Source organism: Riemerella anatipestifer (assembly GCF_009932355.1).
In the GTDB taxonomy this organism is placed as follows: domain Bacteria; phylum Bacteroidota; class Bacteroidia; order Flavobacteriales; family Weeksellaceae; genus Riemerella; species Riemerella anatipestifer_E.
In genome coordinates, this window is the sequence record NZ_LEKU01000003.1 from 71485 (window position 1) to 89011 (window position 17527).

Here is a 17527-nt window from a genome sequence, read left to right on the forward strand (position 1 = left end):
TGATACACGACCCATCCTTCAGTATTTGTAAGACTTTACCATTCCATCCCTGTAAATATAAATACTATCCTCACCCTTACGCTTTACTATACTGTCATTTTTTTCATACATAAACCTATCCGAACCATTAAAACGCAATACTTCCTTTGTTGATAAAACAATTATTAACCAACCATGATTTTGACTATCAATATACATACTATCAATCGTCCCAAAAAAATTAGTATCTAAATTCTTTTGCACCACTCTTTCGGAATTGATTTCTTGATATTTTTTATAGTAAAAATATCCAATGATAATTAAGCAAAATACTACAGTTCCTAATAAATTTAATCCTAAATTCCTACTTCTCATTTTCTCTGATTGTTTTACTTGGGTTAATATATGTTGTTCCAACTTGTATGCTACCTCCTATAGATAATTTAGGTCTTTTGATAAAATTCAAAATACTGGATGATACACTTGATCCACCTATTCTAACATTTTGATTTTTATCATTCCTTGCAGTCTCTCCATAATTTCCAGAAATTGGACCAATTCCTCCTTGAATATTCCAATAGTTTCCACTAAAATTTGCTGTAGTTAAAGGATCATGACCATTCTGTGTCGTATATTCACTATATGCTCCACCAAAACCTACACTTAATCCTGCTGATTTATAAAGGTTTAAATAAACACCACTGTCGTAATTACCACTAAAATAGCCTATTTCAAACCCTATCCCTACCCCTACAGTAGCTTCTCCACTTATACCTACAGTGTATGGTTCGTCTAATACTTTAACTCCCCAATTCCTACTTGAATCCATGTTTGTAAAATATTGACTTTGCCTACGACCTGAGCCTGATTTATGATATTCCCACTTGTTTTGATCAGCATTACTCATATTAGTCCAAGAGCCATCAGATTGTAGACTAACCCTACCAATAATTTCACTACCTAAAGTAACATTCCAGTTTCCACTCTTACCTAAATATTCTCCATTTACTAAGCCTAAACTTTTCAAATGATTAAATTGTGCCTCAGAAGTTAAAGACGAATCATAAACAAAAGCTTTAATCTTACTATCCCAAAACCAATCTAATGGTCTTTTACCATCTGGATCTATATATTTTATAGGATTATTATTAACATAAGTATAAGGCGAAGTAAACGGATACTTCTCCGCCAACGGGTCTATATTTAAAAATATAGACACTCTCGGGTCATAATACCTTGCCCCATAATAATACAATCCCGTTTCAGAATCTAATTCTTTGCCATTAAACAAATACGGCATTCTTCTGCTCACTTTATGCTCGTCAAACAGTATTTCGCCAAACGCCATATACTCCGTATGCTGATTGATATTACCGTCCTTATCCGTGATATACGAAGAACTACCCAAATGGTCGGGGTGATAAAAATAAAGGTTGCGTTCTTCTATCCCATTATCCACATAACCAAACCCACCTTTTACATTATCGGGTTTCACGGGGTCGCCATACTGTACCGGAGGTCCCGGAACATCGCCCGGCTCATTAAATTTAGGCGGTCTTGGCCACCCTTCGGGCGGCTCTTGGTCTTGGCTAATGTCTGACCAATCTATACTTGGGTACTCTTGTCCTGTAAAATCAGGCGTTCCATAAATACCGTGCTGGGTTGGTGGACCTGGTGGGACATTTAAACCACGCACATAGTTATCTATTGCCTCCTGTATTTTCGCACTCTGTTTAATGTAGTCTATACCGCCTGCCATTAGTCCACTTGGTTGGTGGAAAGTTCCCTCGCCCAATTTTGACACAATACGGCTTGTACCTTCAAAATAGTGTTTTGTAAATTTCCCTTTGTTTACGACAAAGTACGGATTAACATAAGCGGTGTAATTCTCGGCGTGAACGATAACCGCAGAACTCACCCCATTGATAACAGTCTTCTGACTTTCTGCACTACTTTTTACGGCTCTTTCGCCTGTGTGGTCGTAAGTGTAAAGGTGGAGTTTGCCATTGTCGTTTAAACCCTGCAAACGGTTCTCCTCGTCCCATACCATCACTCTAAAATCCTTAAAGCCATCGTAAGAGATAGGGTTACCGTTACCATCGTATTCGTAAGTACGAGGTTTAGGCGTGGTGGTATCTTTTAAGATACTTAAAGCGTGTGGGTGTTTAGGGTTGTTATAGGTATAATCTAATGTATAACCTTTGTCCTTACCGTTTTGCTTATGGGTTAAGGATTTTTGAACAATACCATTGAGCTTATTGTACTGCATTTGGAGCTGGTACTCCGCAGAAGTTGCCTCGCCTGTGTAAGTTCCTGTCGCTCTTATTAGACGGTTAAGCTCGTCGTATTGGTATTGATAGCTACTTGCTCCACCCAAAGCGTAATTCACGATTGGGACTTGGTTCTCCACCTGCAAGATGTTCCCCACTAAATCGTAAGTATAGCGGTTGTCTTGGAAGGTTCGTTTAGTATTTTGAGTGTTGAGCGTTGCTAACCTACGCATAACGGCATCGTAAGCATAAAAAGTCTCCGTATCGTTACCATAACGACGATACACTTTCTGCTCGAACTCGTCGTACCCTTGTTGTTTAAGGTAGGGGTATTCGTAGTTGCCCTTTTTCCCCGTGAGGGTGGTGAGTTGCCCTGCCCGATTGTAGCCAAAGTCCAAGACTTCGCCATCGGGGTAAGTCATCGTTTGGATACGGTTAAAGCTGTCGTACCCGTATTCGGTGATGTAGGTGTGCACCTCCGTCGGCGTGATGCGTAGCGAGCGGATTTCTTTTTCAACCTCGCCCATACTACCGTAGAAATACTCGGTGCCGCCACTGGCGTCCTCCACCAACCACAAGCGTCCCCGACGGCGAGGGCTCTCGCTCTGCTTACCGTAATGGTAACGGACATTGTTCTCCGGGTGCTTAGGGTAGCGGATTTCCTGCAAGCGGTTGTGGTCGTAGTGGTATTCTATCGCCGCATCCGGCATCTGCTCCCGAATTTGGGCGGTCTGACGGCGTATGAGGTTGCCCGCCACATCGTACGCCAATGTGGTGATGCCCGCATCGGGGTGTGTGAGTTGGGTGCGACGCCCCAAAAGGTCGTACTCGCTTAGGGTCTGGTGTCCCTCGGCATCGGTTACTTTTAGGAGTTCGCCTTGGGCGTTGTAGTGGTAGGTGGTTTCTATCCCCGTAGGCTGCACCTGTTTCAGCGTTCTGCCCAAAACATCGGTGGCACTATGGGACACCCTGCCCAACGCATCGGTTACGGTGGTTTTAAGGGTCTTGGTGCCTGCTGTTTCCGACACCTCGTAAGCCGTGGCTACCGTGCTGCCATCGGGAAGGGTCTGCAATACTGGGCGGTCTTTCTCGTCGTAAGCCGTAGTGGTAGGCGTTACCGTAGAAACTTGGGTGCTGAACGCTTCGCTTGGCGTTTCGGTAGTCGGGTAATAGCTCTCTACCACCCGACCCAAAGCATCGTACACTTGTTTGCCCGATACGATGAGGCGCTCGGCATCGGCTTGGTTTTTCCCTTGGAACAGTGCCGCCGTTTTCTTGACTTGCAGCGTACGCCCTAAGCCGTCGGTATAGGTATAAGTGATGATGTCTTTGCCGTGCTCGGCATCGTAGTTTCTTGTTTTGGCGTAAGGCACTTTGGCTTCTGGATAATAGTCGTAAGCCACCGTATAAGGCACGCCCGCCGCTGCTTCTTTAGGCGCGAGAATGTGCGTGGTACGCCCCTTAGCGTCTATGGTATAGTGCAGCTGCTCCCCGTTGCGGTCGGTCACTTCCAACGGAGCGTTAAAGCGGTAGTCGTACGCCGTGCGGGTTTCGTAGCCGAAATGGTCGGTAATTTTCGTCAGGTGGCTGTGCGTTTCCTCGTCGTATTCGTATTGGAGGGTGGCTCGTTCGCCTTTGTGGTTTTCTGCCCCTGTGATTTGGGCAAGGTTGCCGTACGCATCGTAAGACAAGTCGGTACGAGCGTAACGGTCTGCCGAAAAATAGTTGCGGATTTGAGTGGTTTCTGCCGTTTGCGGGTTGATGTCCGCCTCGCGTTTCCGTACCAAACCGTTGGCATCGTGCACCGTGATGCTCTTGGCAATGCCCCCAAAGTAAGGGGTTTCGCTCTCGTAGTAAGTAATTTCCGCTTTGAGTGCCGAGTTGGGATTGCCCGTGCCAAAGTCTTGGTAAGTGGTGATGTTCCCCTTAGCATCGTAGCTTTGGGCGATTTTGTGCTCCAAATACCCCGCCCCCTCGTATTGGCGTTCGGTGGTTTCCGTAGGGGCAATAAAGACCGAAATGGCATCGCTTTCAGGCAGTGCCAAACGCTCCGCCTCCCAATCGGTATTGGTACGGGCGTTTTTAATCTGATACTGCACGGTGCTTTCGGTGAGTTTTCGCCCTTGGGCGTCTAAGGTATAGCTGTTTTTCGCCAACGATTTGCGGAAGTAGTCCCTGTTATAATAGTGCTGCACGGAAGTTCTTAGCACCTTGCCGTCCTTAGGGTCCAGCTGTTCCTGCTTTACTTCGGCAAACCCATAAAACTCCCGCTCGCGGCGGTCGTAGTATGGGTCTTTATAGGTGAAACGGCTCACGGTGTAGTCCTCGCCATCGCCCTGATGCCCGTCAAAAGTGGTTACCTCGCTTAGCACCCACTTGCTGTTAGGGTTTTCGTAAGTAGGCGCCACCCACTCGTAATCGACCTCAAAGGTGCTGCCCGTGGCATTCTTAACGCTCTTAAGCCTATTGGTACGGCGTATATTAGAGGTCGCCACACGGAGGTCGTCCTCGCCATCGGACAAGATGTAGTCTAAATCGCCATCGCCGTCCACATCCATAAACGCCGCCTCCATTCGGCTGGTACTCTTACCTGCAAAGCCCCCTGCCGTAAAGCCAAATTTGATGAACCCCCATTTGAAATACACCGAATACTTGGCACTGCCCCCGTAGCTAATCGCTCGGTTTACAGCAATAGGGTTGCCCGCTACTTTAGGAATAACCAAAGGCGTTGTGTCCCAAGTGTTGCCTAAATTCTGATACACCAGCGTATGGCTATCGCCATACACCACACGGTCTGCCAAGCCGTCGCCATTCATATCTAAAAACTGGATGCGGCTCTGTGTAATGGAGTTGGTATAATTAAGCCCGCCCGTAAATGAGCCTCCATAAGCGGAATAGCCCAAGCCTGCACTAAAGTCTTGCGAATCGCCCGTGAGCAATCCGCCAAAGCCAACCCATTGCTCCTGCGGCAAAAAGCCGTACCCCGTGTTATAACTGATGTAGCCGTCTTTAGTGACCCTATCCGCCAAGCCGTCGCCGTTGAGGTCGGTATAGGTATATTCGGAATAATCGTTTGATGAAGCTACGCTCCCACTTACCGAAACGCTGTTTTTCGCCTTGTCGGCATCGTCGGTAGAACGGGTAATGGTAAGCCTCTGCTGGTCGTTCCTCGTGATTTTAAAGGTCATAGAGGATTTAGGCTCGCCGTGGTGGAACGAGCCACTGAACGAGCCGCCATTGGTCTCCACCTTGGAACGGCTGAAATCTCCACCCAAGCCTATCGTTCGAGCTTCTAAGCCTCCCCTCGGCTCGGTAAACTGAACGTGCCCCCCACGCACAAAATCCGGAAAGCGGTCGCCGTTAAAGTCGCTCATCGTTTGGGTAACTTTCGAATGGGCGTTAGAATAAGAGCCACCCACAATAGCCGCCCCGCCCGAAAAGGCATTGCTTCGGGTTTCGCTCACCATAATGAGCGCCCCACCGCTCCCCCCAGAAAGCTGCGGCAACGAAGTGTCTAAGTGTTTCTCCAAATCGTTCTCCCCCAAACGCGATGGCGAAAAGTAACGCTCAGAAACATAAATATCTTCCTCTAACCCCTGATAGCGTTTCTTAGGATAGCTGGCTACCCCCCTAAAAAAGTACGCCTTGGAAACTTCCATTCCCGGCTCCTCCTGTTCCGGATTTCGCTTGTCGGGGTCGGTATCCGGTACATGGTCTTCGTCGTCCGAGTAGTTCCCCGTAAAGTCCATTAACCTCAATTCATCTATCATCTCCCCCGCTAATGTTCCGTTAAGGATAAAACCACCCCAGCCTCTAAAGTTCTTGCCAAACAATACATTCTCGTTTCTCTCGTGGTAAAGGGTATAGACCGTATAAGCATTGTGTAGCTGTGTCGTCGTGATGATTTCATACTTCTCATCGGGTTGCCTTGGGTCGTCCTCCGGAATTTTAATCGAGTCTTTGATTTGAAGCGTTACAGGCATATTCTTATCCACCAAATTTCTGTATAGCGCTTTGTTAGACACCTTAATCTCCACAAACAAAGGCTCGTCTTTGCTGATGCTATCCAACACCACCGGCTCCGTTACAGGAAGTGCCGAAGTTCCCCAACTCACATTAAATCTACTCCTCGCCGCAACCTTGCCCGACTGCTTCGCCGTGATTTCGAGCGTTCCCGCCATTGCAGAACTAAAATTAGCATCTAACAATAGTCTTAGTTTCCCCTTTTGTTGAGGCATTACGAGTTTAGGAGCATAGTGCACATCTAACTTCTCGCTGATTAGAAAGTCCACATTCAGCGGTTGGGTTTCTTCCTCATTTTGTTCATTGATAAAGCGAACTTCCGGCGTAAAAGTGAGCTGCTTCCAGTTGATTTCCGTTGGCGATTCTACGGTAATGCTGATGCCCTCCTCAGCGTTGAAATTGCCCAAATTGATGGTGCTTAAATCTAAATCCGCCGTCTCTGCCGCTTGGAATGTACGCTCGTACAATAACACCGGACTAATACTAAACCCGTACTTATAAATCTTTACCTTGACTAAATCCGTTGTAACGCCCTTAATAAACTTCCCTCCAAACTTCGGTTGGGCAGAGGTGCTGAAAATATACCCCTGTGCCGAAGGGTGCAAAGCGTCCGCCTCCGAACTGTAATACTTTAAGCTCAAACCGTTATAATCCTTCTCATTATCGCCTATGGTCTTATACTCAATATTCTGTGTCCAAAGGGTTTGGTCGAAGTTACCGTCGTATTTAGAACTTACCCTAAAGTGAAGCAATTCGCCCTGCTTAACCTCCAACGTGTCCTCTCTGTGCTTTAGAGTGTAGTCCTCGGCATCAATGTCTTGTTTCCAATAAAGACTGTCCCTATGCTGAAAGTAAAGCCTCACACCGTCAGCTTTCTCCGTACCGTCGTTTTTCTTGTAGTTTAGACGGGCTTCGGAAAGGTCTTGCTGCAACTGGTAGGCGTGCTTTACCACTATATTCCCCGAATGTGGAGCCCGCCAAGTTCTAACGACATCGTGCAGAGGATTGTACCGCTCCAACTCCTCCTTGGTATGCCCCGTGCTGCCCTGTAAGTCCAATTTATTATTGCTCGCCACTATAGGTGCTGGCGTTCCGCTACTGGTAGCATAGAAGGTAGGTACCCCGTTCACCAATCGGTTGTAATACACCCGCCCACCATCGGCAAAATCAACCAAGCCATCGCCATTAAAATCCATAAAATAAGAGAAAGTCCTGCTGGTTGTACTCTGGCGGTCGTAGCCAATCGTTGCCCGAGAAACTTGCAAATCAACTCCAAAACTAAACGATGAGGATTCACTAATCCCCATATGAGGGAGGTTAATCTCTTTCAGTTCGTCCGAAAACTTAGTTAAGCCTTGAGAGGATAAGTTTTTACGGTAATAAACTTTATCTTTTTTAATATAAACCTTATCCGGAAGATTGTCGCCGTCTAAATCCTGCAAAAAGACCCTGTTTTCCGTTTTACCAGAGCTGTAACCTCCACTTACCCCAACCGTATTGATTTTGTAAGCGTCCGCCGAAGGTCCTACCCCTATACGGAAACTCCCCCCCTTACTATTGGAGCTGGAAGTCCCCGCCAAAGTAGGGTGCCCCGAAAAGCCCTTAATCCCCAAGAAGGTGTAGTCTATCCCGTCTTTAGGAACTTCCCATTTCTTAAACTCGCCAAAAGGAACATACTTGCCCGAACTGTCCCGAACATCGTCGTAATAGTCCAACGTGTTGGTATAAAACAGTTTGCCCTCGGCATCGTACACCTTAATTTCACTAAGTAACGACTTTCTAAACGCCCCCTCTTTATACACCAACTCATAGGAACGAACCATCGCTGTCCCATACTTTACTTCTATTTTTCGGAGCAGTCGGTTGTATTCTTGCTTAAAGCCTAACCTTGCCGAAATCTGGAGGTCTTTGCGTTGAGGTTCGCCCAAGTCTTTATCCGTTATAAAGTGTACCGAATAAGCCCCCTTAGCTCCGTCTTTCCCTGTATAATAAATGGCTTTGGGGTAAAGTACGCCCTGCGCCTTAGTGTACTCGTAAGTTACGGTGTTCCCACGCAAATCCTTCTGCTCCCTTAATGCCCAATAGCCCACATTGCCTTGGGCGTCCGACAGTCTACTGTCCTCACTATCTCCATAGTAAAATGCAACGCCTCCTCTGGAACGTACTTCCCAAGTGTACGCGTTAGGTGATGCTCCCTTCCTATGTATTTTTTGGAACGCCCCCTCTCTCCTCGGATAGAAGATTTTATCTGCACTTCGGTTCTCCCATTCGGCTCTGTGGGCATTCGGTAGTAATTCTTCACCCGATAACAGATAGGTTTCGGTTTCTTTTTGGGCATCGTACCTCGGTGCTCCAAATTTGGTGTCCACCGTAAGCGAAGGCAAAGCTAAGTTCCACCCCAGTCCTAACCAAGAATTACCCCCCTCATTAGAGTATTGCAACTGCAACGAGGGCTGCATACCTGCCCTGCCTTTAGGCAATTCTATCCCGAACGAAGTGCTACCACTCCCGTCTGGACTTGGCGTAGGTACACTCAATGGTTGAATGCCCACCATCGGCGAAGCGGCTTTGAGCCCACTAATGCTCGTAGGAGTAAAGCCTGAAGTGTCCGGCGATTCCGGCAATTTTATCACCCCTGCTATAAAATCGGAGAGGTAGAAAGTCTTCGCCTTTACCGCCGAAGCTCCTATCATCAAACTGTCCTTCGGCAATTTCTGCCACGCCGATTTTTTAGCATCAAAGTAAAATAAATCTATATCTTCCTCCGTATAACCCGACGGAAGTTTGGCTTTATCATAACTTATCTTGATTTCAACGGGTTTCTTTAGTTTAGTCTTCTTCGGCAACAAACGATAGCCTGCCGTCCTCCCCGTTACATTAACCAAATCGGAGCTTAAGCGTGGGAGATGGTTTTCACTCAACCCCAATACGGAAACCTTAACTGCACGAGAAACACTCCCCTCCGAAAAATAAGCCGAAAAACCTTGATAATCCAGCTTTAACGATTTACTCGGCGATAACCTCGCTTCGGAAGTTGTCTCAGGAGAAAGGACAGCCGATTTCTCTTTGGTAATAGGAGGAGAAGAAATTTCAGTTTTTGACACCGAAGTTCCCCAAGGCAAAAGTTTTGGAAATACCTTAACCATGGCTCCCCCCGAAATGCTTAGTAATACGAAATATAAGATGTATTTATAAACTTGCTTCATTACTTAACAATTAATTTATGTGTAGTTTGCCCTAACGATGTTTTAACTTGTATGAGATAAACCCCAGAAGATAGAATAGTACCACGGTATTCGTACTGGGATAGATTGTAAAAATAATCGGTGCTTACCAACTGCCCCGCCATAGTGTAAATTTCTAAACGACCGCTGGTCTGCTTCGGAAATGAAGCCAATACCTTAAAGGTGCCATCGGTACTCGGATTAGGAAATAGCACCACCTTGGTTTCCAAATCGCCTTGTTTAGAGGTTACTCTGAACTTGGAAGCCGAACGGCACCCCTGCGAGTTTTGTAACCTCAACTCGTAATCCCCCGCTTTATTTACCAATAACGACGGGTTGGTCGCGATTAAAGCTCCATCTAAATACCATTCGTAACGGTAATCTCCTTTAGGCAAATCCTTCTCCGGAGACAATACCAAAGGCTCGCCCAACAGATATTCCTCATTAAGTTTAGGCATCGGCATATCCCCGTCCGAGAGGTAAAATTCTTGTTGGTACTGTCGGTTTTGGGCATCGGTTACTAAATATTGGTAAGTCCCCGATGACAGATGTAATTTTCTACGGATAGTAGCGTCTTGTTCCGTCCATTGCTCCTGCCAAGCAGTAGCTTCTTTAGCTTTCAACTGAATGCGGTATGGTGCTTTCCCCCCCACCATATTAAATTCCACTCCGCCTGAATACGGCTGTCCACACTTGCCTAAAGCCAACCCCAAATGAGCAAACATCTCGGGAGCTTCCCAAATGGTATAAACCACCGATGGCTTTTCGTATTGCTCCCATTGGCTGAATACCACTTGCTGCTGCGAATGATTAACCTCCCCCAACTTAACATAAGCCGAATGTTCTGGGTTAAAGTTTCCTTGTCCTTCTTTATCCACCACCAACCAATAGTATTTAGGTTGGGATTGCTCTTTACTTTCTTCCTGCGTTTCCTTCTCCAAATTTTGCAGTGAAAACTGGGTGTGCAACTTAGCTTCTTTGGTCGCCGTGTAATCTAATCGCCATTTTCTACCTATCCCATCAGGTTGTCCTTCTGCCTGTTTTTTAAATTGTAAACCGCCACCATTATCACTCCAAAATACAAAATAATCGTTCGGAATTTCCGACGATTCTAACGGTTGTAATGCCATTGCGACTAACTTCTCGCTATTGGAATTTTGACTTTTCGGCTGTAATAAATTGCCCTTATCGTCTCGCCCCAAAGCAGTGATGTTCTGATTAAAGTTTTTGTGCTCTTTATAATCCCAAATCACCTTGCCTTGGCTGTTATAATAATTCTTATACTCCAACTGATTTAATGAAACGCCGTACTTTACCGCTAAATAAGAAGCCACCTGTTGCATCTCCACCAAAGAAAGCACCCTGTCATAAAAAATAACCTCTGCAATGGTTCCTGAAAATCCTCCCGCTGGAAGCCCTGCTACCCCCTTGCCCAAAGCCCAATGGTACGTTTGCCCCTCTTCTTCCAAAGGTTTGTAATGTTGATAATAATGGATTTTTACTTTCGCTTCGGCTTGGGACGAGGGATAGGCTCTGTATTTTTTCAGTCCCAAATCGGCTAAGCGTTGATTGGTCGCAGTAATTTTGGGCTTTTGTTTTTCCGACAAGTGCCAAAGAAATTCCTCCGATTCGTTGCTTTTCTGATGATAAACAATGAATAACGAAACGGCTTCAGCTTGCTCCTTAGTTAAATCAACCCCCGATTGAACGAAACCCGAATAGGCACTCGACAAGTTCCAATTGATGTTCTCAGCTTGATGCTTAGATTGTTTCGCCCAAACTTTGCCTGTCTTCACCTCTTCCAACAAGAGTTCGTCTTGGGTCGTTTTAGTCTTTAGCCATAATAAAGGTTGCTCCACCCCAGCAGGGTAAACCTCCTGTCCAAAACTTAGACTAAAGCAACCTAACCCCAAAGCCAGTAAAATAGATTTCATTAAATCTGAGTTTTAAAAGTTGTTAAAACTATCAAAGTTAAATCGATAACTGATTTGCAAGGAAATGGCGTTCACCCGGTTGTTGGTATTTTTAAAACGATGTCCATTTTCTTGGGTTTCCAAAGCATCGGACAAACCTAACTGATACCTCGCTCCTATGCCTAAACCATTTTCAAACTCATAGCCCAACGCAAAAGCGGTATGGAAATAGTCTTTCCCTTCAAACGATTGTTTCAATGTGGATTGTACCACCGCATCAGGTTCAAAGTAAACACCTGTTTTAGTGGACATCTCACTGCCGTTAGAGGTATAAACCAAAGCGTCTTTATCCAAATTTAAGGTAAGGTAAGGTCCTGCTCCTATATACAGCTTATCCGTAAGGTAATACTTAAACAAAAAACCTGCATTAAGGTTATTATAACCAAAAGCAATAGTGTAGTTCAGCCCCTTAACATCGGTATAAGTAAAGTCAGTTTTTTGTCTCGTGTAAAAGAGTTCTGGCTGAATACTGATGCGTTCCGTAGGGTATTTCCAATTTAAAAACAACCCAGCCATTACGCTCGTCTCTGCCTTTTCCTGCGTTTGATACCCTTGATAAATCCCCTCTGGAATAATGGCAGGTTCTATATTCCCCATTTTAGAATAAATGCCTCCTACAAAAGCCCCATAAGTAATTTCTCTCGCTAAGTTTTGTGCGTTTGCAAATGTCAACCCCAAAAATAAAGCTGCTAATCCTATTTTTTTCATCTTTTTTCTTGATTAAATTTAGTGCTACCAATTACTGAAGTTATACCCCAAAGAAAGCGTCATCACAGAGTTTCGGTTCGTATTCTCCAAAAACTGAAAAGAGGTGCTTCGGTTAGAAATCATATCCCCAACACCTAAATAATACCTCGCTTCAAAATGAAAGGCTTGGCTCAACTCATACCCCACAGAAAAACTCAAATTAAAATCGTCTTTCCCTACAATACCGTCTCTGTAAAATTGTCTGTAATTGGTATCGTATCGCCCACCGTTTTCGTTAGAGGTATATTCTAAAGCTGATGGCGTTAGACTTTTGGCATAAAACCCACCTACTCCAAAATTTACACCTTCATAAGGATATACTTTTAGCGAAGCACCAAATACCAAATAAGAATAATTGAAATCTAAGGTATATTCTTGCCCCGTGGTCTGGTTATGATACACCACTCTATCGCCCGCCTTTCGATATAAAAGTTCCGGCTGTATAGCTACCCTGGAATGGGGTAATTTATAATTTACAAACAAGCCTCCTTCAGCTCCGTAAGCTCCTTTACTATCAACACTAAATAATGTTTTATTATGGTCTCGCCCTACAATCATCTCTGGAAGATTGGTAATGGTAGAGTGTAATCCACCTACTTTGATACCATAAGTAAGGTTATCCATATACTGCGACTGAAACAACACGGGTATCAATCCCAAGCCTAGTAAATATTTCTTCATAAAAAGTTGATATAAAAATCTGTAGCTTACAAATATAACTATTTTTCACATAACATAAAATTGAAAACTTTTTTCATAAAAAGTATCTTTCTAATACACTATCAAAAGCCTTTTCAAATATCCTCTGTTTTTAATTGGAGACTAAATTTTGTACCTTTGTTCCCCTTTTTTTGAAAATGACTATGAATAAACCTACTATTTTACTACTCATTTTTTTATTTTTTGGTTTGCATAATATAATGGCACAGACAAAAGATTCTTTAACTATTAAGGCTCTAAATAATTGTGCCCAGTCTAAAGAAACTTTAATTTGGAAGAAAAGCTCTACCACACCCTCTAAAAAAGATATTAGCATCTATTTGGGTTACAATACAAATAACCAACTGATAGCGGTGGCTTCTATACAAGGAACTAATGTAGAATGTAGTAATGTAGGAGAACACGATGATGAACACTACTGCCCTGTAGAACCAGAAAACAAGACGCCATCTCGCAAAAAAAGAGACCTAAATAATCTAGAAAACCAAACATTACAAAATATCAGCTCTGATGAAACACTACTCTTCAAAGATAATGTATTACGAACCTATAGACTAGCTTTAGCCATTACACCTAGTATTTTCACCAGTACAGGATTTGATAGCAATAACGAAAAAGTTTACGCCTTTTGGAGCCGAGTGGAAGCCTATCTAAATGAGCTCTACCTTAGAGATGTTGGCGTTAAGTTTGAGGTAATTTTTGACGATAGACTCATCAATGTCAATCAATTTGACCCTAATAAGACCTATAATACTTCTACAATAATTCGCTCTTCTACAAATATTATGAACCAACTCATAGGGAGTGATAATTATGATTTGGGAGTGGTAATTTCAAACTTGCATGGCATCAACGGATTAGCAATGGTAAATGCAGCGTATCTAAATTACCTTAAATCCAGAGCTACCGCTAAACCCTTCTTAGCCTCTATTGCCCACGAAATAGGGCATCTCTTTGGTGCAGACCACACCTTTACTCAGCCCAGTGAAGGCTCTATCCAAACCGAACCTATGCGAGGAACTTCCATTATGAGCTATGGTAATCCAAGAGATTTCTTTTCACTTCCCAGTATATATCAAATTAAAAAAGAACTTACCAAGACCCCTTATTACACCGATAGGGAAAGGACTAAAATCGCAGGAGAGACCACTCCTATTTCTAACATTCCCTATGGCGAAGTCCTCAATAACAACCCTCCTGTAATCCTCAATCATTTTGAGTCTGCTTATACCATACCCCTCAATACCTGTTTTGAGTTTGATATTACCGCCTTTGACCAAGATGGCGACCGCCTTTTCTATCAAGCGCATCAATCCGACATAAAACCTTGGCAACTAAGACCTCGAAGACAAGCTCTTTTCATATCTCGAAAAATGAGTTCAAATTCTGTTTTAGAGTTTAAAAATGAATATGTTGAAGGCTTCCATTTGCTTAGTTTACCTTCAATAGGAGCTATTGCGGATTTTTGGGTTGCCGTAGCCGACCAAAAGGCTAACCCTAACACACCTCATATCACGATGTATGATGTTAAAAACATTACCGTTACAGCACATCCTAACTATAAGCCGTTTAGAATTACTTCTTCGCTACAGCCAAACTATAACGGAGGAGAAACTATTCCGCTTACTTGGGAAATGGACGAAAGAATGATTACTCAATACGATAAAGTCAGCATCTCTATTTCCAATGATTTTGGAAAAACTTATACTCTTCTAGCAGATGATGTTCCAAACACTGGTCAATACTAACTCACTTTGCCCAATAACACCATAGGAACAGTACCCATAAGAGGCGGGCAAGTCCCTGCGGGTATCATCAAAATTAAACCTAAAAATAGCATTATTTTCGCTCTGATCAATTATCAGCCTTACACTTCCAATGAACCTGACGCTACGGTATTAGGAGGGTTTACGCTTACACCCACAGCAATAATTGGAAATATCCAAAACAAATGTTACAAACCAGCCAATACTTCCAAAGAGGCTCTACCTACCAAAGTAGTCATCTCTACTCTTAGCAACAACGACCAAATTACAAATAGCTCCAAAGGAGGTTTCATCAAGCTAGTTTCTAATAACAAACCTTTCGTCATCACAAGGCTCACTACCGACGAAAGAGACCAAATAGCAGACCCCAAAGAAGGTATGCTGATATGGAACACAACCAAGCAATGTTTGGAGCTTTATAAAGATTTCGGTTCTGGCACTATGCAGTGGGATTGTATTACTGAAGGTTGTAACGAATAGACAAAAGTTTATCACTTTTTAACACATAAGTACACAATTATTAGGACTAAAGCTCGTTAAACTGTATTAAATTTGCAACCTTAATTTTCCACTAATGAAAAACATCAATAATAAATATATATTAGGAGGACTTTTTTTGATAGTGCTACTCCAGTCGCTTTTTATAATTAAACTCTATTCCGAAAAGGACGACAAAGCCTACGAAGTTAATCTCGTTAAAATCAACACCCAAAAGGACAGTGTAGATTACTCCAAAATGAAGCAAGATTTAGGGCTTATACATAATACTGTAAAAGATTTGCATCGTTTCTTAGCTTCTAAGCAAGTGGTTAATTCTAACATAGAAAACCTCGCTCAAGATAGCCTCAACAATAGTGTTTATCTTGCCAAAATGGCTAACAGATACAGCCAATACTTGGTAGATTTACAAGAAAAACTCAAGACCGTGCCACTGGGCATTCCTACGGAAGGCTATATATCCTCTAATTTTGGGAAGAGAAAAAATCCTATCCCACCTAAAACCGTCTTGGCTTCTGTAAAACCTTCCTCTAAAATGAGTACAGACTCTACTACCACTACCAAAGCTGCCCCAAAAGAACCAGAACAAATGCAATTTCATAAAGGGATAGACATTGCAGTAAGCATTGGCAAAGACATCAAAAGTGCCGCTGCAGGAACCATACTTTTTGCAGGAGAGAAAAGTGGCTACGGTAAATGCGTAATTATCTCACACGGCAACGGACTAGCCACGCTCTACGGACACCTCTCGCAAGTTCTAGTAAAGGCTAACGACAAGATAAAAGCAGGAGAAACTATTGCCAAATCAGGAAATACAGGACGCTCCACTGGACCGCACTTGCATTACGAAGTCCACAAGAACGGTACTCCCGTTAATCCGAAGTTATTTTTAACCCTTTAGAGGCTATCGGTAGTGTCTGAAAATACCGAAATCTGTAGGCGTCCATAACGCTGCTTTTTGTCCTGCCGCCTTTAGACCATTATTTGCCCAAGTGTTGCAGGTGTGCATAAAACTATAACGCCCCTTCGCTTCGTAGAAAGCATCATTAGAGCCATAGACGGCATCGGTTTTTATGAGTATCGCCTTGCCACTTTCATCAGTATCGAAACTTTCCTTTACAAAGCGAACAAGGTTAGCATATTGCGTTTCTGTAAGCATTATTTTATTGCAGTCTTCGCCTTCTTTCATTTTAGTGTAGTAAGTACAGTGCATTGCCGACTCGCCTAGCCAAAACGCAGCATTAAACGCCGTAGAAAACTTTAAGTCTGCCCATTCTGGCGTATCTAGGTAAAAGCCTTTATCTCCCCAACCTACTGCTAAATAGGGTAAGTTTTCGTTTTGCGAACGCGTATTTTTGTAAGGCACCACCTCGCTCCAATTGATGAGTGATGTCTGGGTAGGCATCACCAAATCGGTGTGGACGCCATTGGTATAGATGTAAATAGGAATGGTCTTCGCCTCGCTCACACGCTCCTCCGAAACAAGTATCAGCGGTAATAGCAGACCTAACAAGACATACACCACCACAAAACCCACCACAGCACCTAGTGCTTTTAGTAGAAAAACTAATATCTTTTTCATTTTTTATCAGAATAAGTAAGACACGAAGATAACCTTTTATTTTATTCATCAAAATATTTTCTCTCTAAAAACTTGTGTACTTTAACAAAAGGTTATAAGTTTGCTTCATATTTATGCTACACCGTATCAATCACATACAAAAAAATGCAAAAAAACTACACAAAAATTTGGTAGTTCCAAATAATTGTGTAAACACACACACACACACACACACACACAAGTAGTTTCGTGGGTATGTGTCCGATTATTTAGAAAATTACTTAGACTTTTATCGTTAAAACAAAATATTATTCCACTAACTTTTGTTGGGGGCTTTTCGTGTTTATACCATTCTAATTTTAGCTTTAATCAATATTTACTAAAAGCACCATTGTTTTGTCTTAAAACATGGTCGTTCTTGTTGGGTGCTTTTAGTGTTCAGAAAGGGAGCCTTTGCTTTCTTTCTGCTTTAGCCTTTCCTCTCGTTTTGTGTGTGTTTAGAGGGGAAAGGCGTTTTTTAAGGTTAGAGGTTAGATATGAGAGATTAAAACTTAGTATAGCCTCATCAGCCCTTAAGACCAACCTCCAACCTCTAATAGCCACCAACCATTTAACAACTAACAACTAATATCTAACATCTAAAAACTAAATCTTTATGCCAATCAAGTACAAAGTCATTCAGAAAGGGCAACCAGGAGTTGCCGGTGGAGGCGAGAAAAAATACTACGCTTCTGCCAATGTAGTCAGTGAAAAAACTTTAGCAGGT

General features: G+C 43.3%; 9 protein-coding genes and 1 pseudogene. 4 read left to right on the top strand and 6 right to left on the bottom strand.

Features of this window, described 5'->3' with window-relative positions; translation table 11 throughout:
* Positions 1-18: 18 nt before the first annotated feature.
* From GXW81_RS00935 to GXW81_RS00955, 5 genes are read right to left on the bottom strand one after another with little or no spacing between them, the layout of a single operon-like run.
* A complete protein-coding gene (locus tag GXW81_RS00935; protein WP_161530804.1) occupies positions 19-354 on the bottom strand; it encodes a hypothetical protein in 336 nt (111 codons plus the stop codon).
* The gene (locus GXW81_RS00940; RefSeq protein WP_260393517.1) at positions 344-9478 is read right to left on the bottom strand and encodes a SpvB/TcaC N-terminal domain-containing protein; all 9135 of its coding nucleotides are present in this window, start codon (positions 9476-9478) and stop codon (positions 344-346) included. The genes GXW81_RS00935 and GXW81_RS00940 overlap by 11 nt, the downstream gene beginning before the upstream one ends.
* Positions 9478-11430 carry a T9SS type A sorting domain-containing protein gene (locus GXW81_RS00945; RefSeq protein ID WP_161530805.1) on the bottom strand — a complete coding sequence of 651 codons (1953 nt, stop codon included), beginning with the start codon at positions 11428-11430 and terminating at the stop codon, positions 9478-9480. The genes GXW81_RS00940 and GXW81_RS00945 overlap by 1 nt, the downstream gene beginning before the upstream one ends.
* 12 nt (positions 11431-11442) lie before the next feature.
* Complete coding sequence (locus GXW81_RS00950) at positions 11443-12177, bottom strand: outer membrane beta-barrel protein (protein WP_004919669.1); 735 nt, start codon at positions 12175-12177, stop codon at positions 11443-11445.
* 24 nt (positions 12178-12201) lie between these two features.
* Complete coding sequence (locus tag GXW81_RS00955; RefSeq protein WP_161530806.1) at positions 12202-12897, bottom strand: outer membrane beta-barrel protein; 696 nt, start codon at positions 12895-12897, stop codon at positions 12202-12204.
* Positions 12898-13136: 239 nt separating this feature from the next.
* Between GXW81_RS00955 and GXW81_RS00960 the strand changes: the two genes are divergently transcribed.
* The 3 genes from GXW81_RS00960 (at position 13137) to GXW81_RS00970 (ending at position 16101) form a co-directional block, all read left to right on the top strand.
* The gene (locus tag GXW81_RS00960) at positions 13137-14684 is read left to right on the top strand and encodes a reprolysin-like metallopeptidase (protein WP_161530807.1); all 1548 of its coding nucleotides are present in this window, start codon (positions 13137-13139) and stop codon (positions 14682-14684) included.
* Between the two features lie 6 nt (positions 14685-14690).
* Positions 14691-15182 (top strand): hypothetical protein, encoded by a 492-nt coding sequence (locus tag GXW81_RS00965; RefSeq protein ID WP_161530808.1) that lies wholly within the window; start codon positions 14691-14693, stop codon positions 15180-15182.
* A gap of 94 nt (positions 15183-15276) precedes the next feature.
* Positions 15277-16101, top strand: a complete 825-nt coding sequence (locus GXW81_RS00970; RefSeq protein WP_161530809.1) for a M23 family metallopeptidase — start codon at positions 15277-15279, stop codon at positions 16099-16101.
* 3 nt (positions 16102-16104) lie between these two features.
* On the opposite strand, the gene GXW81_RS00975 is transcribed toward GXW81_RS00970, so the two are convergent.
* Positions 16105-16782 carry a TIGR02117 family protein gene (locus GXW81_RS00975; RefSeq protein ID WP_161530810.1) on the bottom strand — a complete coding sequence of 226 codons (678 nt, stop codon included), beginning with the start codon at positions 16780-16782 and terminating at the stop codon, positions 16105-16107.
* A gap of 634 nt (positions 16783-17416) precedes the next feature.
* Here GXW81_RS00975 and GXW81_RS10445 point away from each other — a divergent pair.
* Positions 17417-17527 (top strand): annotated as a pseudogene (locus tag GXW81_RS10445) (DNA-binding protein); the annotation flags it as partial.